The 22,653-nt window shown below is 71.6% G+C and carries 20 protein-coding genes and 1 pseudogene; 18 read left to right on the top strand and 3 right to left on the bottom strand.

Going from position 1 to position 22,653, the window contains the following annotated elements:
* From JHD21_RS04580 to JHD21_RS04550, 7 genes and pseudogenes are all read left to right on the top strand, one after another.
* A pseudogene (locus JHD21_RS04580) lies at positions 1-509 on the top strand (PA-phosphatase); the annotation flags it as partial.
* A 207-nt stretch (positions 510-716) separates the two neighbouring features.
* Positions 717-2,381, top strand: coding sequence for a potassium-transporting ATPase subunit KdpA (kdpA, locus tag JHD21_RS04575; protein WP_292672008.1), 1,665 nt, complete (start codon positions 717-719; stop codon positions 2,379-2,381).
* 5 nt (positions 2,382-2,386) lie between these two features.
* Positions 2,387-4,492: a potassium-transporting ATPase subunit KdpB gene (gene kdpB, locus JHD21_RS04570; RefSeq protein ID WP_292672010.1), complete on the top strand. Its 2,106-nt coding sequence runs from the start codon at positions 2,387-2,389 to the stop codon at positions 4,490-4,492.
* 40 nt (positions 4,493-4,532) lie between these two features.
* The gene (gene kdpC, locus JHD21_RS04565) at positions 4,533-5,144 is read left to right on the top strand and encodes a K(+)-transporting ATPase subunit C (protein ID WP_292672006.1); all 612 of its coding nucleotides are present in this window, start codon (positions 4,533-4,535) and stop codon (positions 5,142-5,144) included.
* Positions 5,145-5,148: 4 nt separating this feature from the next.
* The gene (locus JHD21_RS04560; RefSeq protein WP_292672004.1) at positions 5,149-7,662 is read left to right on the top strand and encodes a DUF4118 domain-containing protein; all 2,514 of its coding nucleotides are present in this window, start codon (positions 5,149-5,151) and stop codon (positions 7,660-7,662) included.
* A complete protein-coding gene (locus JHD21_RS04555) occupies positions 7,659-8,339 on the top strand; it encodes a response regulator transcription factor (protein WP_292672002.1) in 681 nt (226 codons plus the stop codon). The genes JHD21_RS04560 and JHD21_RS04555 overlap by 4 nt, the downstream gene beginning before the upstream one ends.
* Positions 8,340-8,346: 7 nt before the next feature.
* A complete protein-coding gene (locus JHD21_RS04550; protein ID WP_292672000.1) occupies positions 8,347-9,297 on the top strand; it encodes a DUF389 domain-containing protein in 951 nt (316 codons plus the stop codon).
* Here JHD21_RS04550 and JHD21_RS04545 read toward each other — a convergent pair.
* Positions 9,279-10,865, bottom strand: a complete 1,587-nt coding sequence (locus tag JHD21_RS04545; RefSeq protein WP_292671999.1) for an MFS transporter — start codon at positions 10,863-10,865, stop codon at positions 9,279-9,281. The genes JHD21_RS04550 and JHD21_RS04545 overlap by 19 nt on opposite strands.
* Before the next feature lie 104 nt (positions 10,866-10,969).
* On the opposite strand from JHD21_RS04545, the gene JHD21_RS04540 reads away from it, so the two are divergent.
* Positions 10,970-11,860 carry a MarR family transcriptional regulator gene (locus tag JHD21_RS04540; protein WP_292671998.1) on the top strand — a complete coding sequence of 297 codons (891 nt, stop codon included), beginning with the start codon at positions 10,970-10,972 and terminating at the stop codon, positions 11,858-11,860.
* Here the strand turns inward: JHD21_RS04540 and JHD21_RS04535 are convergent.
* Both JHD21_RS04535 and JHD21_RS04530 read right to left on the bottom strand, forming a co-directional pair.
* Positions 11,841-12,518 (bottom strand): class I SAM-dependent methyltransferase, encoded by a 678-nt coding sequence (locus tag JHD21_RS04535; protein ID WP_292671997.1) that lies wholly within the window; start codon positions 12,516-12,518, stop codon positions 11,841-11,843. The two genes, JHD21_RS04540 and JHD21_RS04535, sit on opposite strands and share 20 nt — an antisense overlap.
* Entirely contained in the window at positions 12,515-12,919 is a 405-nt protein-coding gene (locus tag JHD21_RS04530) for a DUF4446 family protein (protein ID WP_292671995.1), read from the bottom strand. Before JHD21_RS04530 ends, JHD21_RS04535 begins: the two co-directional genes overlap by 4 nt.
* Positions 12,920-12,942: 23 nt before the next feature.
* Here JHD21_RS04530 and JHD21_RS04525 point away from each other — a divergent pair, with 23 nt between their 5' ends.
* The 10 genes from JHD21_RS04525 to JHD21_RS04480 all read left to right on the top strand — a co-directional run bounded on the left by JHD21_RS04525 (position 12,943) and on the right by JHD21_RS04480 (position 22,645).
* Complete coding sequence (locus JHD21_RS04525; protein WP_292671993.1) at positions 12,943-13,800, top strand: prephenate dehydratase; 858 nt, start codon at positions 12,943-12,945, stop codon at positions 13,798-13,800.
* 121 nt (positions 13,801-13,921) lie between these two features.
* A complete protein-coding gene (locus JHD21_RS04520; protein WP_292671992.1) occupies positions 13,922-15,361 on the top strand; it encodes a carboxypeptidase-like regulatory domain-containing protein in 1,440 nt (479 codons plus the stop codon).
* A gap of 134 nt (positions 15,362-15,495) precedes the next feature.
* A complete protein-coding gene (gene larB, locus JHD21_RS04515) occupies positions 15,496-16,185 on the top strand; it encodes a nickel pincer cofactor biosynthesis protein LarB (protein WP_292671990.1) in 690 nt (229 codons plus the stop codon).
* Positions 16,182-17,396, top strand: a complete 1,215-nt coding sequence (gene larC, locus JHD21_RS04510) for a nickel pincer cofactor biosynthesis protein LarC (RefSeq protein WP_292671989.1) — start codon at positions 16,182-16,184, stop codon at positions 17,394-17,396. Before larB ends, larC begins: the two co-directional genes overlap by 4 nt.
* Positions 17,393-18,202, top strand: coding sequence for an ion transporter (locus JHD21_RS04505; protein ID WP_292671987.1), 810 nt, complete (start codon positions 17,393-17,395; stop codon positions 18,200-18,202). Before larC ends, JHD21_RS04505 begins: the two co-directional genes overlap by 4 nt.
* Positions 18,203-18,289: 87 nt before the next feature.
* Entirely contained in the window at positions 18,290-18,886 is a 597-nt protein-coding gene (locus JHD21_RS04500; protein ID WP_292671985.1) for a TMEM165/GDT1 family protein, read from the top strand.
* Positions 18,887-18,900: 14 nt separating this feature from the next.
* Positions 18,901-20,130: an arginine deiminase gene (locus tag JHD21_RS04495; protein WP_292671983.1), complete on the top strand. Its 1,230-nt coding sequence runs from the start codon at positions 18,901-18,903 to the stop codon at positions 20,128-20,130.
* 58 nt (positions 20,131-20,188) lie between these two features.
* On the top strand, positions 20,189-20,563 hold the full coding sequence (locus tag JHD21_RS04490; protein WP_292671981.1) for a cyclic nucleotide-binding domain-containing protein: 375 nt from the start codon (positions 20,189-20,191) through the stop codon (positions 20,561-20,563).
* A gap of 4 nt (positions 20,564-20,567) precedes the next feature.
* Positions 20,568-21,551, top strand: coding sequence for an adenylate/guanylate cyclase domain-containing protein (locus tag JHD21_RS04485; protein WP_292671979.1), 984 nt, complete (start codon positions 20,568-20,570; stop codon positions 21,549-21,551).
* Between the two features lie 80 nt (positions 21,552-21,631).
* Positions 21,632-22,645, top strand: coding sequence for a hypothetical protein (locus JHD21_RS04480; protein ID WP_292671977.1), 1,014 nt, complete (start codon positions 21,632-21,634; stop codon positions 22,643-22,645).
* Positions 22,646-22,653 lie beyond the last annotated feature (8 nt).

Raw genomic sequence — 22,653 nt, 5'->3', positions numbered from 1 at the left:
TCGAGGACACCCACTTCATGGTGATGGCGGGCATGGGCTTCGACGCCGCGATCATGGAGGGCGTCAACGAGGACATCAAGAAGAAGGTCGGCTGGCTCGCCTACGTGATCTCGGGCCTGAAGTCGCTGATGTTCCCCGCGGTCCGGATCGAGATCTCGGTCGACGGCGGCGAGTTCACCAAGCACCGCGCCCGCACGGTCGTCGTCGGCAACGTCGGCTTCCTGCAGGCCGGCATGCCGCTCCTGCCGGACGCGTCGATCGACGACGGGCTGCTCGACGTCGTGATCCTGCACCCCCGCAACTTCTTCTCCTGGATCCCGCTGGCCTACCGGGTGCTCGCGAAGCGGCCGCGCACCGACGACACCATCAACCGGATGACCGGCCGCACCGTCACCCTGCGCGCGTCCAGCGACACCCCGCGGCAGCTCGACGGGGACTCCATCGGCGCCGGCCGGGAGCTGCGGATGACCTGCATCCACGGCCGGCTGCTGGTGCGCGTCCCGCGCTGAGCCCGGGGGTCTGAGAGTCGTCAAGACGGGACCGTCACCCGTCAAGGACCCGTCAAGGACCCTGTGGGAGCCGTCGGCGCCGCCGTAGGAAGGCCGGGTGCCCGATGTCCTCTACATCCTGCTGACGGTGGCCAGCTTCGTCGCCATCGCCCTGCTCGTGGGTCTCCTCGACCGCCGCCTCTCCGGCGACAGCGACGGTGGTGGCCGGTGAGCGAGCTCGCTCCGGCCCTCGGGCAGATCCTGGTCCTGGTCGTCCTACTCGCCGTCAGCGTTCCGCGGCTCGCGCGCCACCTCGCCCGCGTCTACACCTCACCGAAGCATCTGGCGGTGGAGCGAGTGGCGTACCGCGCGCTCCGGGTCGACCCCGACACGGACCAGCACTGGCGCAGCTACGCCATGTCGGTGCTCGGCTTCTCGTTGGTCGGCGTCCTGCTGCTCCACGCCTACGGCCGGCTCCAGCAGCACCTCCCGCTGTCGCTCGGGTCCTCGGCCCTGCCCGCCGACGGGTCGTGGAGCACCGCGGTCAGCTTCGTCACCAACACCAACTGGCAGTGGTACTCCGGCGAGGCCGCGCTCGGGCATCTCATGCAGATGTCCGGCCTGACGGTGCAGAACTTCGTGTCGGCCGCGGTCGGCATGGCCGTCGCCGCGGCGTTCGCCCGGGGCCTGGCCGGGACCGGCGGGGAGGAGCGGATCGGCAACTTCTTCGCGGACCTGGTGCGCGGCGTCGTACGAGTCCTGCTGCCGCTGGCGTTCGTCGCCGCGTTGGTCCTGGTCCTCATCGGCGTGGTGCAGAACTTCACCGGCAACGCCGACATCAGGACGCTCTCGGACGCGACCCAGGTCCTGACCGGCGGACCCGTGGCCAGCCAGGAGGCGATCAAGGAGCTCGGCACCAACGGTGGTGGGTTCTACAACGTCAACTCGGCCCACCCCTTCGAGAACCCGACGCCGCTGAGCAACATCCTCGAGATCTACCTGCTGCTGCTCATCCCGTTCGCGATGGCCTGGGCCTTCGGCCTCATCGTCAGGGACCGGCGTCAGGGTGCGGCTGTGCTCTCGGTCATGGCCCTGCTGCTCACCGTCTCGGTCGGCCTGCTCACCTGGGCGGAGATGGCCGGTCCCGGCACGGCCCCGGAGCTCGCCGGTGGTGCCATGGAGGGGAAGGAGGTCCGGTTCGGCACCGCCGGATCCGCGCTCTTCGGCGCCGCGACGACCGCCACCTCGACCGGTGCGGTGAACTCGATGCACGACTCGCTCACCGCCCCCGGCGGCGGCATCACGATGTTCAACATGATGCTGGGCGAGGTCGCGCCCGGTGGTGTCGGCTCCGGTCTCTACGGCATGCTCATGCTGGCCGTGGTGACCGTGTTCCTGGCGGGTCTGATGGTCGGCCGCACACCGGAGTACCTCGGGAAGAAGATCGGGCAGCGGGAGATCGTGCTCGTCGCCTGCTACGTGCTGGTGACGCCGTTCATCCTCCTGACCGGCATCGCCGTGGCGATCACCGCCGGTGACGGGCTGGCCGGCCTCCAGGAGTCGGGTCCCCACGGCCTGTCGGAGGCGCTGTACGCCGTCACGTCGGCGTCCAACAACAACGGCTCCGCCTTCGGTGGACTCACCTCGGGGACGCCCTTCTGGAACACGCTGCTCGGGCTCTGCATGCTGTTCGGCCGGTTCCTGCCCATGGTCTTCGTCCTGGCCCTCGCCGGCCGGTTCGCCCGCCAGCACCACGTGCCGCCCGGTACCGGGACCCTCCCGACCCACCGACCTCTGTTCGTCGGGCTGCTCACGTCGGTGGCGCTCGTAATGGTCGGCCTCACCTACATCCCTGTCCTCGCCCTCGGACCGATCGTGGAGTCCCTCTCGTGACCGCCCTGACCGTCAAGCCCAAGGCCGGTGCCAAGCCCGCCGGCACGACATCTCTGCTGACCCCAGGACAGCTCCGCGAAGCTCTCCCGGGCGCGTTCCGCAAGCTGGACCCGCGTGAGCTGGCCAGCACCCCCGTCATGCTGGTCGTCGAGATCGGCGCGGTCGCCACCACGGTGCTATCCGTCGTCGACCCGTCGACACTCGGCTGGCTCGTCACCGCCTGGCTGTGGCTGACCGTGCTCTTCGCGACGCTGGCCGAGTCGGTCGCCGAGGGCCGGGGCAAGGCACAGGCCGCCAGCCTGCGGGCGCTCCAGACCGAGACCACGGCCCGCAAGGTGCGTGGCAGCTTCGACCAGCTGAGGAACACCACCAACCTGGCCGACCTCCCCACCGCCGAGGTCCCCAGCACGCAACTGCGCACCGGTGACGTGGTCGTCGTCGCGGCCGGCGAGCGGATCCCCGGCGACGGCGAGGTCATCGAGGGCGTCGCGTCCGTGGACGAGTCCGCGGTCACCGGCGAGTCGGCCCCCGTGATCCGCGAGTCCGGCGGCGACCGCAGCGCCGTCACCGGCGGCACCGTGGTGCTCTCCGACCAGGTCGTCGTGCGGATCACCTCCGACCCCGGCCAGTCCTTCGTCGATCGGATGATCGCCTTGGTGGAGGGGTCCGAACGGCAGCGCACGCCCAACGAGATCGCGCTCAACGTGCTGCTCGGCGCCTTGACCTTCGTGTTCGTGATGGTGGTCGTCTCGCTCTACTTCGTGGCGGACTACAGCGGTGCGAAGCAGTCACTGCTGGTGCTCACGGCCCTGCTCGTCTGCCTCATTCCGACGACCATCGGCGGGTTGCTGTCCGCCATCGGCATCGCGGGCATGGACCGGCTGGTCCGTCGCAACGTGCTGGCCATGTCCGGTCGGGCCGTGGAGGCCGCCGGCGACGTCGACGTGCTCCTGCTCGACAAGACCGGCACGGTCACGCTGGGCAACCGGCAGGCGGCCGAGCTGCTGCCGGTCAGCGGGGTCTCCGCCGCACGGCTGGCCGAGGCCGCACTGCTGTCCTCGCTCGCCGACGAGACCCCGGAGGGCAGGAGCATCGTCGCGCTCGTCCGACAGGACTTCAACACCGTCACCGAGGCCGACGGCTCGGGCGGGGAGCTCGTGGCGTTCTCCGCCAGCACCCGGATGAGTGGCTTGGACCTTCCGGGTCGCAGGATCCGCAAGGGCGCCGGCTCCGCGGTCGCCCGATGGGTGCACAGCACGGGCACCCCCGCCACCAGCGAGGTGACCGTCGAGCTCGACGCTCTCGTCGACCGGGTCAGTCGCACCGGTGGCACGCCGCTCGTGGTGGCGGAGCAGGTCGGCGCCGGCCGCGCCCGGCTGCTGGGGGTCGTCCACCTCAAGGACATCGTCAAGGAGGGCATGCGCGAGCGCTTCGACGAGATGCGCGCGATGGGCATCCGCACCGTGATGATCACCGGTGACAACGCGGTGACCGCCGCGGCGATCGCCGAGGAAGCCGGCGTCGACGACGTCCTGGCCGAGGCCACCCCGGAGGACAAGCTCGACCTGATCCGCAAGGAGCAGGCCGGCGGCCGGATGGTCGCGATGTGCGGGGACGGCACCAACGACGCCCCCGCGCTGTCCCAGGCCGACGTCGGCGTCGCGATGAACACGGGCACGGCCGCAGCCAAGGAGGCCGGCAACATGGTCGACCTGGACTCGGACCCGACCAAGCTCATCGAGGTCGTCGAGATCGGCAAGCAGCTGCTGATCACGCGCGGCGCGCTGACCACCTTCTCGGTGGCCAACGACATCGCGAAGTACTTCGCGATCCTGCCCGCGATGTTCGTGGTCGCCTACCCCGGACTCGACGACCTCAACATCATGCGGCTCTCCTCGCCGGAGTCCGCGATCCTCTCGGCCGTCGTGTTCAACGCGCTGGTGATCGTGGCCCTCATCCCCCTGGCGCTGCGCGGCGTGCGGTACACGCCGTCGTCGGCCAGCGACCTGCTGCGCCGCAACATCCTCGTCTACGGCCTGGGAGGTCTGGTCGCGCCGTTCGTCGGCATCAAGCTCCTCGACCTCGTCATCTCCCTCGTCCCCGGCATCTGACCCGGCACCCGGACCCGGCACCTCACCGAAGGAAGACCCGATGAAGGACCTCTACGCGCTGTTCCGCCAGAGCCTGGCCGGCCTCCGCCTCATGATGCTGTTCACCGTGGTGCTGGGGCTGCTCTACCCCGCCGCGGTGTGGGCGGCCGGTTCGGCCGTCTCCCCGTGGCACGCCCGGGGGTCGCTGGTGACCGCGTCCGGTGAGCGCACCAACGACCCCGAGGAGGCCGTCGGGTCGGCCATCATCGGGCAGCTCGTGGAGGACCCGGGGCTGTTCCAGCCCCGGCCCTCGGTCGCCGGCGCCGGCTACGACCTGCTCTCGACGTACGGCTCGAACCTCGGTCCCGAGAGCCCCGAGCTGATCGCCTCGATCAAGGAGCTCAGGACCGCGGTCGCCGAGCGCGAGGGCGTCGACGAGTCCCAGGTCCCGCCGGACGCCGTGACGGCGTCCGGGTCCGGCCTGGACCCCGACATCTCGGTCGAGTACGCCGAGCTCCAGGTGCCCAGGGTCGCGGCGGCACAGGGGCTGACGGTCGGTCAGGTGCAGGAGCTGGTCGACGACAACACGTCCGGCCGCACGCTCGGGGTGCTCGGCGAACCGCGGGTCAACGTGCTCCTCCTCAACCTCGCGGTGCTGGCGCTGGGAGACTGAGCACATGGCGAAGCCGGTGGCAGAGCCCGAGATCGGGGAGGTACGGCGCGGCCGGCTGACCGTCTACCTCGGCGCGGCACCCGGGGTCGGCAAGACCTACGCCATGCTCGGCGAGGCCCGGCGCCGCTGCGAGCGCGGCACCGACGTCGTCGTCGGCTACGTCGAGACGCACGGCCGGGCGAACACCGAGGCCCAGCTCGAGGGACTCGAGGTGGTCCCGCGCCGGGTGCTGCAGCACAAGGGCAGCACCTTCACCGAGATGGACACCGAGGCGATCATCGCGAGGCGCCCGAAGGTCGTCTGCGTCGACGAGCTCGCCCACACCAACGTGCCCGGCAGTCCGCACGAGAAGCGGGCGCACGACGTCGAGCAGATCCGGGCCGCCGGCATCGACGTGATCACCACGGTCAACATCCAGCACCTCGAGTCGCTCAACGACGAGGTCGAGCGGATCACCGGCGTCCGCCAGCGGGAGACCGTGCCGGACGACGTCGTCCGCACCGCCGACTCGATCCAGCTGGTCGACATGTCCCCGGACGCGCTGCGCCGGCGGATGGCGCACGGCAACATCTACAAGCCGGAGAACATCGACGCCTCCCTGACGTCGTACTTCCGGGTCGGCAACCTCACCGCACTGCGCGAGCTCGCGTTGCTGTGGCTCGCGGACCGCGTCGACGACGCCCTCGACGACTACCGCAGGACGCACCAGATCCAGGAGACCTGGCCGGCCAAGGAGCGGATTGTCGTCGCGGTCACCGGCGGCGCCGAGAGCGAGACCCTGATCCGGCGCGGCGCCCGGCTCGCCCAGCGGGCCGCCGGGTCCGACCTGCTCGCCGTCCACGTCATCGCCACCGACGGCCTGCGGACCGGTGACGAGGGCCGGCTGTCCCGGGCCCAGCAGCTCGTCGCGGGCCTGGGCGGGACGTTCCACTCGGTCGCCGGTGAGGACGTCGCCGCGGCGGTGGTCGACTTCGCCTCGGGGGCGAACGCGACCATGATCGTGGTCGGAGTCTCCCGGCACGGGCGGCTACGACGCGTGGTCACCGGCTCGACGGGTGACCAGATCGCCGGGCTGGCCGGTGCGATCGACGTGCACCTCGTCACCCACGACCAGGCGACCATGTCGAGCCGGTCGCGGCAGGCGCTGTCCACGCTGTCGCCAGGACGGCAGCTCGCAGGCTGGCTGTCGGCGCTGGTCCTGCCGGCGGTGCTGGCCTGGGTGCTGCACCTGTTCGAGGACACCGACCAGCTGCCGCTGGCCACCCTCACCCTCCTCGCGACCACGGTCCTCGTCGCCCTCGTGGGCGGCCTGCTCCCGGCGCTGCTCGCCGCGGTCGTGGGCTTCCTGGTGCTCAACTGGTTCTTCACCCCACCGGTCGGCACGTTCACCGTCGCCGAGCCGCGCAACATCGTCGTCCTGGTCGTCTTCCTGGCCGTCGCGGCCGGGGTCGCGTCCGTCGTCGACCGGGCCTCCCGGCGTTCGATCGAGGCCACGCAGGCACGCACGGAGGCGGCCACCATGAGCGCACTCTCCCGCTCGGTGCTCACCGGACAGGACACCGCGGAAGCGATTGTCGAGCAGGTGCGGGAGACCTTCGGCCAGGACGCCGTGTCGCTGCTGAGGCGCTCGCCGACCGGCTGGTCGGTGCTGGCCTCGTCCGGCCACCCGTGCGCGACCGACCCCGACGACGGCGACACCCGGGTGAGCGTTGACGAGGACCACGTCATCGCGCTGTGCGGCGGGACGCTGCGAGCCCGTGACCAGCGCGTGCTGGAGGCCTTCGCCGTCCAGACCGGGCTGGTGCTCGAGTACCGCAGGCTCAAGGCGCGCGAGGAGCGGGCGGCGGCCCTGGAGGGGGCGGAGGCGACCTCGACGGCCCTGCTGCGTGCGGTCTCCCACGACCTGCGAACCCCACTGGCCACGATGCGCACGGCCGTCGACGGGCTGGTCTCCGACGGGCTCGACGAGGCCGACCGGGCCACGCTCGTGAGCACCGTCGGCGACGCGACCGACCAGCTCGAGCGGCTGATCGACAACCTGCTCGACCTGTCGCGCGTCCAGTCGGGCCTGGTCAAGCCCGTGCTCTCGCCGCGCAGCCTCGACGAGATCCTGCCCATCGCGGTCTCCGGCTACGAGCCCGGTGCGGTGTCGCTCGAGGTCGACGAGTCGGTGCCGTTCGTCCGCACCGACCGCGGCCTGCTCGAGCGGGTCGTCGCCAACCTGGTGGGCAACGCGGTCCGGGTCTCCGGGGGCACGCCCGTGCGGGTTCTGGCACACGTTCTCCCCACGACGGTCGAGATCCTGGTCGTGGACCGCGGCCCAGGGGTGCCGCCCGACCAGCGCGAGCGGATGTTCGAGCCGTTCCAGCGCCTGGACGACGCCTCCCCGGGAGGACTGGGCCTCGGGCTCGCGGTGGCGCGTGGTCTCACCGAGGCGATCGAGGGGGAGCTGTCCGCCGAGGACACCCCGGGCGGCGGGCTGACCATGGTGGTCTCGGTGCCCAGGGACCTGACGTGAGCCGCAAGGTGCTGGTCGTCGACGACGAGCCGGCCCTGGCCCGGGCGCTGGCGATCAACCTGCGCGCCCACGGCTGGGAGGTCGTGACCGCCGCGGACGGCCGCTCGGCACTCGACGCGGCAGCCACGACCCACCCGGACGTGGTGGTGCTGGACCTGGGACTCCCGGACATGGACGGCACCGAGGTGCTCGCCGGGCTGCGTGGCTGGACGAAGGTGCCGATCGTGGTCCTGTCCGCTCGTCAGCACGGCGAGGACAAGGTGGAGGCGCTCGACCTCGGCGCCGACGACTACGTCACCAAGCCGTTCGCGATGAACGAGCTGATGGCCCGGTTGCGGGCCGCGGTCCGCCGAGGGGAGGAGGCCGAGCCGGCGCTGGTGGACGTCGAGGTCGGCTCGCTCGTCATCGACCTCGCCCGCAAGCGGGTCACCCGGGCCGGGGTCGACGTACGCCTCACACCGACGGAGTGGAGCTTCTTGGAGCTGCTGGCGCGCAACCTCGGCAGGCTCGTGACCCGGGAGCAGCTTCTCCGCGAGGTGTGGGGACCGGCGCACGTCGGAGAGAGCCACTACCTTCGGGTCTACGCCGCGCAGCTGCGCCGCAAGCTCGAGGACGACCCGGCTCATCCGCGGCACCTCATCACCTCGCCGGGTCTCGGCTACACGCTGGAGGCATGACCCGACGATGATGCACCTGCGGATCAGCGTTCCCGCCGACCTCAGTGACGCCGTCCTGGACCTGCTCGCCGACGACCCGGCGATCAGTCACCTCTCGCACCTCCCGGGCGCCTCGCTCCAGCCGACCGGGGACATCGTGATGGCGGACGTGGCGAGGGAGGCCGCGAGCGACTTCGTCGAGAGGCTGACCGCCCTGGGTCTCGGCGAGCGCGGCACCATCCACCTCGAGCCGGTCCGGAGCTGGGTGTCGAAGGCGGGACTGCAGGCCGAGCGCGTGACACCGGGCGCCAGCGCGGACGCGGTCGTGTGGAGCGACGTCACCCAGCGCGCCTACGAGGACTCCGAGCTCAACTGGACCTATCTGTGGTTCATGACCCTGGCCACGCTGCTGGCGGCCATCGCGATCGTGGTGGACTCGCAGGTGCTGGTGATCGGCGCGATGGTGCTCGGGCCCGAGTTCGTGCCGATCGCAGCGCTCGGGCTGGCCATGGTGCGCCGCCGCCGGTCGCTGTTCCGCCGGGCCGGCACGACTCTGGTGACCGGCTTCGCGGTGGCCATCGTGATGACCACCCTGCTGGCGCTCGTGGCCAGAGCCGTCGGGTGGGTGGTCGCGGGCGACGTGACCGGTCCCCGTCCGGGGACCGACTTCATATACTCGCCGGACAAGTGGTCCTTCATCGTCGCCCTGATCGCCGCGGCCGCGGGCGTCCTGTCCCTGACCTCGGACAAGCTCGGTGGGCTGTCCGGGGTCTTCATCTCGGTCACCACCGTGCCCGCGGCGGGCAACGTCGCGCTGGGCCTGGCCTTCGGGGCTTGGGGCGAGGTGTCCGGGAGTCTCCTGCAGCTCGCCCTCAACATCAGCGGGATGGTGCTGGCCGGGTGGCTGACCCTGGCCGTCCAGGAGCTCGCCTGGCAAGGCGTCCGCCGGAGACGGCGCGGTCAACCGTCGGAGGGTTGAGACTCCTCGCCCGGGTGGGCCACGAAGTCCTGCTGCCGGATCAGCGCGAAGCACAGGACGGCCGTCACGAACGCGACCGCGGCGGCGATCAGGGTGATGTGGTCCAGCGCGTCGATGAAGCTCGAGGTGGCGACCGCCGCGATCTGGTCGCGCACGCCGGCGGGTGCGGACTGCACCACGGACTCGACCTGGCCGCCGGTGATCGCCGCGGAGATCCGGTCGGAGTCCCCCGCGGCCGGGGTGCCGGCCAGCCCGCTGGTCACGCCGTCGGCCACCTCGTGGCTGAAGATCGACCCGAGGGTGGCGATGCCGGTGGCGATCCCGACCTGGCGCAAGGTGGAGTTGATGCCGGAGGCCATCCCGGCCCGGTCGACCGAGACCACGCCGACGGCGGTGGACGCGAGCGGGGTGTTGATCATGCCGATGCCCACGCCGGCGACCAGCAGCCCCGGGATCAGATGGGTCCACTCGGAGTCGGGCTCGATGCCCCGCAGGAGCAGCAGGCCCGTGCCGAGCACCAGGAAGCCGGGCGCGATCAGCCACTTCGCGGGGACCCGCTCGGTGAGCCGGCCAGCGATCCCGGCCGCGAAGAAGGCGGTGCCGGAGAGGAAGAGGAAGCGGACGCCGGCCTCGACGGCCGAGTAGCCCAGCACGTTCTGCACGTAGATCACCAGGTAGGTCAGCAGCGAGAACATCGAGGCGGAGACCCCGAAGGCCGCCAGCAGCCCGCCTGTGAAGGTCGGCTTGCGGAGCAGGGCCAGGTCGAACATCGGGTACTCCTGCCGCACCTGGCTCACCACGAAGACCGCCAGCAGTGCCGCGGAGGCGACCAGGCACGCCACGACCCGGGTGTCGTCCCAGCTCTCCTGGCCGGCCCGGATCAGGCCGTAGACCAGGGCCGCCAGCGCCAGGCTGAAGGTGACGAACCCGAACCAGTCCGGCCGCCCGGCCCGGGGGTCGTGCGACTCCCGCACCCGGACGAGCGCGACCACCACGGCGAAGACGCAGATCGGGACGTTGACGAAGAAGATCCAGCGCCAGGACAGGCCGCTGGTCAGCACCCCTCCCAGGACCGGTCCGACCGCGACCGCGACCCCGGTCGTCGCGCCGAACACGCCGAACGCGATGCCCCGGTCCCGGCCGTGGAACGCCGAGGCGATCAATGCCAGCGCGGTGGCGAACATCGCGGCTCCGCCGATGCCCTGGAACCCGCGGGCCAGCTGGAGGAGGAAGACGTCCTGGGCAGCGCCGCAGGCCACCGAGCCCACCAGGAACAGGAGGGTGCCGATCACGAACACCCGCCGGCGGCCGAACAGGTCGGCGAGCGAGCCGGCGGTGAGCAGGAGCGCCGCCAGGCTCAGCGCGTAGGCGTCGATGACCCACTGCAGGTCGGAGAGGGAGGCGCCGAGCTCCACCTGGATGTCCGGCAGGGCGACGTTCACGATGGTGATGTCGAGCAGCAGGATGAACACGCCCGTGCAGACGGCGACGAGCGTCCACCACTTCGCGTCCGCCGCCGCCGGGGCGGCGGTGTCGCGCTGGCTGCGGTCTGCGTCGGTCTCGGTCATCGGCCGTCCTCAGGCGATTCGTCAACTACCTAACGATTACCTCCGGTACGATACTCGAGAAGAGCCGTTCGTCAAGAACCTAATGATTCTCCAAGGGAGGAAATGTGACCGACGCCGATCCGGAGGCCGTGAGAACACTGCTGCCGGAGCTGTCGGTCATCCCCGGTCACCTCATCTGGCGGGCCGCGGCGCGGGTCACCGCCGCGCTGGCGGACTCGCTGCCTCCCGGGGTGGACATCCACGCGTACGCCGCGCTGCTCGCCCTCGCCGCCGGCCGGGCGCGCTCCCAGCAGTGGCTGGCGGACAGCGTCGCGACCAGCCGCACGACCATGACCAAGGTGGCGGCCGCCCTCGTCGAGCAGGGTCTGGTCGAGCGGGTCCGCAACCCCGACGACCGGCGGTCCTACGCGCTCACCCGCACCCCGTCCGGCGCGGCCGCGGCCCGGCGGTGGCGGCGCCACGTCGAGGACCTCGAGGAGAGCCTCACGGTCGGACTGAGCCAGGCCGAGCGGGAGGAGCTCTGTGGCCTGTTGCTCCGGGTCGCCGAGCCCCGGCTGTCACCCGAGACGCCCGACGCGCTGCTGGAGAGCATCCCGTTCCTGGTCACGCGGGTCCACGGCTGGAACCACGCCGAGCTCATGACGGCGCTCCGTGACCTGGACGTCGAGCCGCGGCACACCGGAGCCATGGTCGCGCTGCGCGCCCGCGGCGTGATCGCGCAGGCCGAGCTCGCCCGCAGCCTGGGCACCAGCGGCGCCACCGTCGTCGAGATCGTCGACCACCTCGAGCGGCGCGGCCTCGTGGAGCGGCGCCGGCTCGAGACGGACCGGCGGACCCAGTCCCTGCACCTCCTGCCCGGGGCCGACGACGTCGTCGCCGAGGCCCAGCGCCGCGCGATGTCGGTCACCGAGTCGATCCTCGGGCCGGTCGGCGCGGCCGGCCGTCAGCGCCTCGTCGTCCTGCTGCAGAAGTTCGTCACCGGCCGTCCCGCCTGAGCAGCATCCGCCACAGGTCGCGCGCGTCCGGGTGCTCCGGGTTGGGCACCCGGTCCAAGGAAGTCGTGACCAGGTCGTCGCCGGCCAGCGCCTCCATCTCCGCCCGGTCGAGCAGCCATGGCGGCTCCGCGGCCACCTCCTCGTCGTCGTCGCGGACGACCTGGACGACGAGGACCGTGCCGCCCGGGGCGACCAGCCGGCGTACGCCGTGAGCGGCCCGCTCGCGCACCGAGCCGTGCAGGGCCTGGAGGGTGAAGATCTCGACGACCAGGTCGAAGGCCCCGACCAGGTCCTCCGGCAGGTCCAGCAGGTCGGCGACCCGGTAGTCGACCCGGCTGCCCGGGTGCCGCTCTCGGGCCGAGTCGACCGCCGACGGCGCGATGTCGAACGCGGTGGTCGTGAACCCCAGGCCGGCCAGGTGCTCGGCGTCCGCGCCGAGCCCCGCGCCGACCACGACGGCCCGGCGGCCGGTGCCGTCCACGCCCCGGGTGTGCCACTCGAGCAGGTCGTGCGGCTCGTCGCGGTCCCAGGGCATGGGTACGGCGCCGCGGGCCCCGGCCGACCAGACCTCCTCGTACCACCGGGTGGGGTCCCCGTCCGCGACCGCGGCGAGACCGCGCTCGTCGGCCAGCTCGCTCCAGGACAGGTGCTCGCTCATGGCCGGGCCGCCGAGACCGCGCTCTCCTCCTCCGGCGACAACGGCTGCTCGCTGGCCCAGCCGCTGATGCTCTTGGCGTAGCTGCGGGCCTCGCTGCGGCCGTGGATCGCGGTCATCACGACGCCGCTGCCGGAGTCGTCCAGCAGGGCGACCGACCAGGACAGCCGCCCACCCGCGCTCTGCCCGCCGCCGCTGAAGGCGTCGTACCGGACCACCCCGAGGTGCCGGAAGGATCCCTTGGCCTCGGCGCGCAGCGCGGCGACCTCCTGCCGCAGCCCCACGACGTCCTCGGGCAGCGCGTCCGGGTCTCCGGCGTACGACGACGTACGACGCCACGCGGCGACGCCGACGAGCAGGGCGGCGGCAGCGACCACCAGGCTGAGAACGGTCAGGACCTCCACGCCGACCAAACTACGATGCCCCGGTGACCGCACCGCGACGCATCGCCTACCAGGGCGAGCCGGGCGCCAACAGCCACCAGGTGTGCCTGCAGCACTACCCCGAGGCCGAAGCGGTGGCCTGCGCGTCGTTCGAGGACGTCTTCGCGGCGGTCGAGGGCGCCCCAGGAATGCAGCCCAGCGCGGACCTGGCGATGATCCCGATCGACAACTCGATCGCGGGGCGGGTCGCGGACATCCACCACTTCCTGCCGGGCTCGGGCCTGCACATCGTGGCCGAGCACTTCCTGCGGATCCGCTTCCACCTGCTCGGCATCCCCGGCGCGCGGATCGAGGACATCCGCACCGTGCACAGCCACGTGCACGCGCTGGGCCAGTGCCGCAAGATCATCCGCGAGCACAACCTCACCCCGGTCATCTCGGGGGACACGGCCGGGGCCGCGCGCGAGATCGCCGCCGCGGGCGACCCGACCCAGGGAGCGCTCTCCCCGCCCCTGGCCGCCGAGATCTACGGCCTCGAGGTCCTCGCCGAGGACGTCGAGGACGAGGACCACAACACCACCCGGTTCGTGGTGCTGAGCCGCGACCTGGTGGAGGCCGAGCCGGGCAAGGGCCCGGTCGTCACGTCGTTCATCTTCAACGTGCGCAACCTGCCCGCCGCGCTCTACAAGGCGCTCGGCGGCTTCGCCACCAACGGTGTCAACATGACCAAGCTGGAGAGCTACATGGTCGGCGGCGAGTTCACCGCCACCCAGTTCCTGGCCGAGGTCGACGGCCACCCGTCGGACACCGGCCTGGCCCGGGCGCTGGAGGAGCTGAGGTTCTTCACCACCGACGTGAAGATCCTCGGCGTCTACCCGGCGGACCCGTTCCGCCGCGACTGACCCCTCGCCGGACTCGCGGGAGCCGCCCGAAGTGGGCGCGCCGGCACCTCTCCCGGGTTATCGTCGCGCACATCTGTCTAGTCCTCGGCCACGGTGCCGAGAAGATCTCGGAGGAGTTCCCGTGAGTCGTCCCCGCACACCCGCCCGCCGGGTCCTCGTGTCGCTGACCGCCCTGGCGGTGAACGGCACCGCCCTGACCCTGGGCGCCGGGCCGGCGTCCGCCGCCCCGGGCGACCCCGACATCACCGGCACCGTCGTCAACGCGGCCAGCGCCGGGATCGCGGGCGTCCACGTCTGGGCCATCACGACACCATCGGACGGCTCGGCCCCCGTCTACGTCGACCACGACGTGACCGACGCCGCCGGCGCCTACAGCCTCACCGACCTCGACCCGGCCTCCCTCGCCGACGGCTCCGACAACGCTGCGGTCCTCGCCGAGACCGAGTTCAAGCTGTTCTTCAGGTGGGGTCCGGCGGCTCCCGCCGACTACCACGCGACCGGCTACCTGGCCCGTGGCCTCGGCGGATCCAAGAGCCCGCGCGCCGCCGGGTCCGTCGTGGTGCCCTCGGGCGGCACGGCCGTGGCACCCACCCAGGCGCTGCCGGCCGCCGGCGGCGTCATCGTGCAGGTGCTCGGGGCGACCGGTGCCCCGGTCACCAGCTACGGCTCGGCCACCCTCTTCGAGCCGGACTCCGCCGATCCTTTCACGGCGCACGTGGAGGGCGGCAGCACATCGAGCGACGACCAGTTCTACCCCGACGGCGGGGACCCCGGTACCGACCCGGACGCCCCGGTCGACGGCCTGGTCTACATCCGAGGGGTGGAGCCCGGGAAGTACGTCGTACAGGCGTCCGGGGCGGACTACAACCCCGCGACCGACGTATACGTGCCCTACGTGAGCAGGTTCCTCGGCGGCAACGGCACCTACTCCGACGCGAAGCCACTCCCCGTCGCGGCCGGCAGCTTCACGCAGGTGACGGTGCGACTCACCGACAAGATGACGGCGCTCGAGGAGCCCCGGATCATCGGCAACTCCAGCTTCGGGTCGAAGCTGAAGGCGGACCCGGGCACCTGGCTCGGTGGTGAGGGCGGTGGCGGGCTGTCGGTTCGAGCGGCCGACACCGACTACACCTACCAGTGGCTGCGCGGCTCCAAGCCGGTGGCGACCGGCCCGACGTACAAGCTGACCAAGAAGGACAAGAAGGCCAAGATCCGGCTCGTGGTGACCGCCTACCGCGGTGACTTCGTCGGCACGGCCGTCACGGACCCGACGTCCAAGGTCGGTGAGAAGTCCCGGGTGACCGCGAAGCGGCTCGCCACCGGCAAGGTCGCGGTGACCGTCGAGGTGGCGAAGAAGCAGCTCGCCCAGGCGCTCGGCACCCCGCAGGGCAAGGTCGTCCTGGTCACCAAGGACGGCGTGCTCGCGTCCAAGAAGGCCACGCTCAAGGGCGGCAAGGCGGTCCTCTCGCCGAAGAGGAAGTTCGCGGGGGAGAAGCTGATCGTGCTCTACCTCGGTGGCGGCCCGCTCGGTTCCGACACGGGGGCCGTCAAGGGCGGCTGACGCGCGGGGGCCAGTCTCACCGGCTACTCGGGTGAGACTGGTCCCTCCCCGCTGAAGCGTCAGCCGGGGAGCGTGCGTTCCACCGGGCAGCCGGTGAGTCTCCTGCCGGTGCCGGGCCGACTAGCCTCATCGCCGTGGAGAACGACTCGCGGATCGAGGACCTCGGCTTCGCGCGCGTCGACGTCGACCGCGCCGGCCGCACCGGAGACGCCGAGGTGGTCTTCGGGCAGGGCAAGACCCCCGAGCAGGTCGTGGCGATCCTGCGCACGCTGCACGCCAAGCACCCGGAGCGGGCAGTGCTCGCCACCCGGCTCGACGACGAGGCGCTGGCCCAGGTGGCGACGTCCCTGCCCGGTGCCGAGCTGCACCCGGTCGCCCGGGCGGTGACCCTGGGGCCGATGCCGGCCGCCCGTGGCTCGGTCGCCGTGGTGTCCGCGGGCACCTCGGACGCGCCGGTCGCGGCGGAGGCCGCCCTGACCGTGCGGGTGCACGGCGCCGGCGTCGACGTGATCGAGGACGTCGGCGTGGCCGGTGTGCACCGGCTGCTGGCGGTCCGCGACCGGCTGGAGCGGGCCGACTGCCTGGTCGTCGTCGCCGGCATGGAGGGGGCCCTGCCCTCGGTGGTCGGGGGCCTGGTCGGCGTCCCCCTCGTCGCCGTCCCCACGAGCGTCGGCTACGGCGCCTCGTTCGGCGGGATCGCCGCCCTCCTGACCATGCTGAACTCCTGCGCCCCCGGCGTCACCGTGGTGAACATCGACAACGGATACGGGGCCGGCGTCTTCGCGGCCCGGGTGGCCCGGCAGACCGCTCCGGCGTCCCCATGAGTGGCCGGGTCGTCCTCTGGGTCGACGCCTCGTCCGGCGCCAGCGGCGACATGCTGCTCGGTGCCCTCGTGGGTGCCGGCGTCCCGGTCGAGAGCCTCCGACAGGCCGTCGACGCGGTCAGCCCCGAGCCGGTCTCCCTCCGGGTCGAGACCGTGACCCGCGCCGGCTTCGCCGCGACCCGCTGCCACGTCGAGGTCGGCGACTCCGTGCACGGCCGAACCTGGCGCGACATCCGGTCGCTGCTCCTCGCGTCCGCCCTCGACGAGGCCGTCCGCGACCTCGCGCTGCGGGTCTTCGAGCGGCTGGCCGTCGCCGAGGGCGCGGTCCACGGCAGCGAGCCGCTCGACGTCCACTTCCACGAGGTCGGCGCCCTGGACGCGATCGCCGATGTGGTCGGCGTCTGCGCCGGCTTCGTCCACCTCGGTGCCGACCAGGTCGTCGTCTCGCCGGTCGCGGTCGGCTCGGGATCGGTGCGCGGCGCGCACGGCACGCTGCCGGTCCCGCCCCCGGCGGTCGCGCAGCTGCTGCGGGGCGTACCGTCGTACGCCGGGGCGGAGGGTGCCCCCGCCATGGAGCTGTGCACCCCGACCGGCGCCGCGCTGCTCACCACGCTCGCGACCGGCTGGGGCGCGCAGCCGGCGATGGTCACCGCGGACGTCGGGGTCGGCGCCGGTGGCCGTGACCCCGAGGGCCACGCCAACGTCCTGCGCCTGCTCGTCGGTTCCGCGCTCGACACCGAGAGCACGCCCGACGGCGTGGACGACCTCCTGGTGCTCGAGACCAACGTCGACGACCTCGACCCGCGGCTGTGGCCCGAGGTCATCACCGCGGTGCTCGCCGCCGGAGCGCTCGACGTCTGGCTGACTCCGATCCTGATGAAGAAGGGCCGGCCGGCGCACACCTTCCGCGCCCTGGTGCGTCCGGAGTCCGCGGGCGAGGTGCGCCGCGCGATCTTCCGGGAGACCTCGACCATCGGCATCCGCAGCAGCCGCGTGGAGCGCCACGCACTGCCGCGGGAGACGAGCTCCGTGGAGGTGGGCGGCCTGGCGATCGCGGTCAAGCTGGCCCGGCTCGACGGGTCGGTCGTCAACGCGCAGCCGGAGTACGACGACGTCGTACGCGTCGCGGCCGCGCTGGACCGGCCGGTCGTCGACGTCCTGGCGGAGGCGTACGCGGCCGCGCGCGGACTGCACGCCGAGGACGGGCGATGATTGAGCGCGTCCGCCGGCTCGTGGAGTCCGGGCCGTTCCAGTGGACGATCATCGGGGTGATCATCGTCAACGCGGTGATCCTCGGGCTCGAGGTCTCGCCCGGCTGGATGGAGCGCTACGAGTCCGAGACCAACGTCGTCGGGTGGGTCACGGTCGGCATCTTCGTCGTGGAGATCTCGTTGCGGATCTTCGCCTACGGCCTCCGCTTCTTCCGGGGCGGCTGGAACCTCTTCGACTTCTTCGTCGTGGCCATCGCGGTGATCCCCGGCGCCGGCTCCTACTCGGTCCTCCGGGTGCTCCGGGTCCTGCGCGTGCTGCGGCTGCTGTCCACGGTCCGGTCGATGCGACGGGTGGTGGCGGCGATGGTCGCCACGGTCCCTGGCATGGCCTCGATCGCCGCCCTGCTGGCCATGCTGATCTACATCGGCGCCGTGGTCGCCACCCAGCTCTTCCGGTCGACCGACGAGGAGCACTTCGGCAGCCTGGCGGCCTCGCTGCGCTCGATGTTCCAGATCACCACCGGCGACGACTGGGCCAACGTGATCGCGCCGACCGCGGCGGAGCACCCGTGGTCCTACGTGTTCTTCGTCGTCTACATCGTGCTGGCGACCTACATCGTGCTCAACCTGTTCATCGCGGTCGCGGTCGAGGCCCTGGAGAAGGAGGCCGACGAGGACCGCGAGGAGCTGCGGCACGAGGTGGACGAGGTCGAGCAGGCCGTCGACGAGTCCACCGCCGCGATCCTGGCTGCGCTGGCGGACCTCAAGGCACAGGTGACGGCGCTGGAGGCGCGGCTGCCGAAGTAGCGCCTGTGGATGACGTCCGACCCCCCGGCGGGTCTCGGCCAGGCTCGGGACGTGGACGTGCTCGAGGCAACGGATAGGTTCTGGGGAGTGAGTCTCGACGTCGCCGCGCTGTTCCTCACCTTCGGGGCGATCTTCGTCGTCGAGCTGCCCGACAAGACGTTCCTGGCGACGCTGGTCCTGTCGACCAGGTACCGGCCGATCCTGGTCTGGCTGGGTGTGGGCTCCGCGTTCGCGGTGCAGACGACGGTGGCCGTGGTGCTCGGCCACGCCGCCTCGTTCCTTCCCGAGAACGCCGTCAAGACCATCGCCCTCCTGCTGTTCCTCGCCGGCGCCGTGTTCCTGGTGCGGGAGGGGCGCAGCCACCAGCAGACGTCCGGGGACGAGTTCGTCGAGAACGCCAAGGACGTCACCGGCTTCCGGGCGGTGCTGGCGTCGTTCCTGGTGCTGTTCGCGGCGGAGTGGGGCGACCTCTCCCAGCTGCTCACGATCTCGCTGGTCGCCCGCTACGAGGCGCCCGGGAGCGTGTTCATCGGTGCGCTGGGGGCGCTGCTGGTGGTCAGCGGGCTCGCCGTGATCGCCGGCCGGACGCTGTTGCGGTTCGTGTCGCTGCACGTCCTGCACTACGTCGGGGCCGCGGTCTGCCTGCTCCTGGCGACGCTGACCCTGGTCGAGATCGTGCGCTGACTACAGTTCCCGGCATGGACGCGAGGCCCCCGCACGGGGCGGACAGCGAGGTCGGCCGGCTACGCACGGTCATGCTGCACCGGCCGGGACACGAGCTGAAGCGGCTCACGCCGCGCAACAACGACAAGCTGCTCTTCGACGGCATCCCCTGGGTCTCCCGGGCCCAGGACGAGCACGACGCGTTCGCCGCCGAGCTGCGCGCCCGCGACGTCGAGGTCCTCTACCTGACCGACCTGCTGACCGAGACCCTGGAGCAGGAGGACGCACGCCGGCACGCGATCGAGGAGGCGCTCGGTGACCTCGACCTCGGGGACACCATGCGCGGCTACCTGGAGGGCCTGCTCGGCGACGCGACGCCCACCGAGCTGACCGGCTACCTCACCGCCGGGATCCGCAACGACGAGGTGCGCGGCGGGTTCGGGCTGGTGACCTCGATGCTCGCGCCCGACGACTTCCTCATCGACCCGCTTCCCAACCTGCTGTTCACCCGTGACTCGTCGGTGTGGGTGCGGGACCGGGTCGCGATCACCTCGCTGGCCATGCCCGCCCGCAAGCGGGAGACCGAGCTGACCGAGCTGATCTATACCCGGCACCCCCGGTTCGCGGGCACGCCGACGATGCACGGCGCCCACCTCGAGCACGTCGAGGGCGGCGACGTGCTGCTCCTGGCGCCGGGTGTGATCGCGGTCGGCGTCGGGGAGCGCACCACCCCGGCCGGGGTCGAGCGGCTCGCCCGGCAGTGCTTCCAGGGCCGGCTCGCGCACACCGTGCTGGCGGTGCCGATCGCCCAGGAGCGCGCGACGATGCACCTCGACACCATCTGCACGCTGGTGGACACCGACAAGATGGTCGTCTACCCCAACGTCGCCGACTCGCTGGTCGCCTTCACCGTCCGGCCGACCGGGGACGCCGAGGCGGATGGTGACCTGGTCCTCGAGGTCGGGAAGGCCGAGCCGTTCCTCGTCGCCGCGGCCCGGGCGATGGGCATCGACAGGATGCACCAGATCGACACCGGCCTGGACCCGGTGACCGCGGAGCGCGAGCAGTGGGACGACGGCAACAACACCCTGGCCCTGGCTCCGCGGGTCGCCGTGGCCTACGAGCGCAACGACGAGACCAACGCCCGGCTCGAGGACGCCGGCATCGAGGTGGTCCGGATCGCGGGCTCCGAGCTCGGCTCGGGACGCGGAGGCCCGCGGTGCATGTCGTGCCCCGTCTCGCGTGACCCGCTCCCGACCGCGTGACCAAGCACTAGGGTTCCGCGTTGGGGAGGCGCAGGTCCTCGACGAAAGGCTGAACCCCATGGCAGAGACGTTCTTCTCGATGTTCACCCCCGAGGAGATCGCGCGGATCAGCGCGTCGGGAACCCACGTCACCCTCCCCGAGGGGTGGGCGCCGATCTCGGAGCGGACCGGCGCCGACAAGGCGTACGTCATCCTCGAGGGCACCGTATCGGTGCGCGCGCACGGCCAGGAGGTGGCGCAGCTCGGCCCGGGCGACATCATCGGTGAGGCCGCGATCGTCAACCACTCGCTGCGCACGGCGACCGTCGTCGCGCTCACCCCGCTGGAGCTGATCCACTTCACCAAGGAGCAGCTCGACAAGCTCAACGTCGAGATGCCGGCGTTTCACGAGGCGCTGGAGCGGACCGCGGCCGAGCGGTTCCCCTCGAGCTAGGGCAGTGACCGACCCGGTCGACCTCTCCGCCGGTCTGGACGCGATCGAGGAGCTGATCCTCGGTGAGGCACCGCACCTGACCCGGGTGCAGGTCGCCGAGCAGGCGGGCGTGCCGCTCGACGTGGCCCGCGAGCTGTGGCGGCTGCTCGGGTTCGCCGAGCAGGACGACGACGACATCGCGTTCACCGAGGCCGACGTCCAGGCGCTGCGCTACAGCCACGACCTGATGCGGCTGGGCATCCTCAGCCCGGAGCGCCAGGCCGCGCTGGTGCGCACCTGGGGCCGGAGCTTCGCCCGGCTCGCCGAGTGGCAGACCCGCCTGCTCACCGAGGTCGCCCTCGAGCGCGACGACCCGGTCGTGGAGATCGCAGCCCTCACCGGGGAGGTCATGCCGCGGCTGGAGACGCTGCAGAACTACGTGTGGCGACAGCACCTGGCCAAGGCCTCCCGCCGGATGCTGACCACCGACTCCCTCGGCTCGGACGTCACCCAGCTCGCCGTGGCCTTCGTGGACATCGTCGGCTTCACCTCGCGGAGCAAGGAGCTGACCGACGCCGAGCTCGTCACGTGGATCGAGTTCTTCGAGGCCGAGTGCTCCGCGGTCGTGCAGGACCACGGTGGCCGGGTCATCAAGAACATCGGCGACGAGGTCCTCTTCGTGGCCGACGACCCGGCGGCCGCGGCCGAAGCGGCGCTGGTGCTGACCACCCGCGGTGGGGACGACGACCACGACTTCCCCTCGGTCCGCGCAGGGCTGGCGTACGGCGAGGTCGTGGCCCGGCTCGGCGACGTCCTCGGGCCGACGGTCAACATCGCCTCGCGGCTCACGTCGATCGCCAGGCCGGGTTCGGTGCTGGTCGACGACGGCGCGCACGACCGCCTGTCGTCCGAGGACTCCCCGTTCCGGTTCCGCAAGCTGAGGCGGACCTCAGTGAAGGGCTACGAGCGGCTGCAGCCGTGGGCACTGCGCCGCGCCGACAAGCCCTGAGATCGCCGCCGGGTCGCGACGTAGCCCCTAGATTGTCCCAGCCCCATCCATCATCTTGCTCAACGGAGGACACCATTCGCATGCGCGCACCCGTACGAAGCCTCGCGATCGCCAGCGCGATCGCGCTCTCGGCCGCCACGCTCACCTCGACACCGTCGCAGGCCGCTCCGGTCTTCACCTCGACCGAGGTCGACGGCTACGCGTGGGCCCACGACGACTCCGGCAGCTGCACGGAGACCGAGGTCGCGACGCCGGACTCGGACGACGTCCCCGTCGTCGAGAACGGCCCGGCCGTCACCTACAACGGCTCCGCCAGCGCAACGATCCAGCACGACACCGTCCCGGCCGACACCGCCACCGTGTCGACCGCGGCGACGATCACCACCAAGGTCACGTCGGTCGGGACCAACCTCGACACCATCAGCATGTCGCTGTCGGGCAACGGCACGATCGACACCGCCCTCGCGACGTCGGAGTGCGACATCCACGCGGGTGCCGGCGCCTACGGCGAGTTCGACTTCACGGTGACCCAGGCCGGCTGGCTCACCATCGAGTCGCGGTCCGCGGGGAACACCTACACCGAGTTCGAGATCGAGCGGACGACGGGTGGCTACGAGCAGAACTACGCCTACGAGCTGAAGCACCGCTCCACGAAGACGGTCTTCCTGCCGGCAGGCACCTACTCCGGCGACATCGAGACCGACATCGACTTCGAGGGGACCTCGGACCGGACGTTCACGACCCAGGCGACGATCGAGGCGTCCTTCGCGGTGGCCGGATCGCAGTCCGCGGCGCCTACCGGCAAGGGTGCGAAGTACGTGACCTTGGGTGCCCGCAGCTGCGCCACCAACACGCTCGCGGCGGCCATCACCACCAAGGCGAAGCGCGTCGACAAGATCAACAAGGTCACCTTCCTGGTGAACGACAAGAAGGTCCTCAGTGACGGCAACCCCAAGAAGGGTGAGGCCTACAGCCTGCCGGTCGCGACCGACGTCGACGCCGACGTCACCGCGAAGGTCAAGCTGCTGAAGCCCAAGCCCGGCAAGCCGGCCAAGACCGTGGAGGTGACGAGCAGCCACGTCGCCTGCTCGTGACCTGCTGA

The sequence above is a fragment of the Nocardioides sp. genome, from assembly GCF_016462705.1.
Taxonomy (GTDB): domain Bacteria; phylum Actinomycetota; class Actinomycetes; order Propionibacteriales; family Nocardioidaceae; genus Nocardioides.
The sequence above is the reverse complement of the archived record's forward strand: the minus strand, read 5'-3'. Positions and strand labels throughout refer to the sequence as shown.

Bases quoted from the DNA above. Each gene is read 5' to 3' on its own strand.
- JHD21_RS04495 (WP_292671983.1), top strand. From the start codon at position 18,901: ATGGACGCGAGGCCCCCGCACGGGGCGGACAGCGAGGTCGGCCGGCTA.
- JHD21_RS04505 (WP_292671987.1), top strand. From the start codon at position 17,393: ATGATTGAGCGCGTCCGCCGGCTCGTGGAGTCCGGGCCGTTCCAGTGG.
- JHD21_RS04550 (WP_292672000.1), top strand. From the start codon at position 8,347: ATGATGCACCTGCGGATCAGCGTTCCCGCCGACCTCAGTGACGCCGTC.
- JHD21_RS04490 (WP_292671981.1), top strand. From the start codon at position 20,189: ATGGCAGAGACGTTCTTCTCGATGTTCACCCCCGAGGAGATCGCGCGG.
- JHD21_RS04560 (WP_292672004.1), top strand. From the start codon at position 5,149: ATGGCGAAGCCGGTGGCAGAGCCCGAGATCGGGGAGGTACGGCGCGGC.
- JHD21_RS04545 (WP_292671999.1), bottom strand. From the start codon at position 10,865: ATGACCGAGACCGACGCAGACCGCAGCCAGCGCGACACCGCCGCCCCG.
- kdpC (WP_292672006.1), top strand. From the start codon at position 4,533: ATGAAGGACCTCTACGCGCTGTTCCGCCAGAGCCTGGCCGGCCTCCGC.
- larC (WP_292671989.1), top strand. From the start codon at position 16,182: ATGAGTGGCCGGGTCGTCCTCTGGGTCGACGCCTCGTCCGGCGCCAGC.
- JHD21_RS04535 (WP_292671997.1), bottom strand. From the start codon at position 12,518: ATGAGCGAGCACCTGTCCTGGAGCGAGCTGGCCGACGAGCGCGGTCTC.
- JHD21_RS04480 (WP_292671977.1), top strand. From the start codon at position 21,632: ATGCGCGCACCCGTACGAAGCCTCGCGATCGCCAGCGCGATCGCGCTC.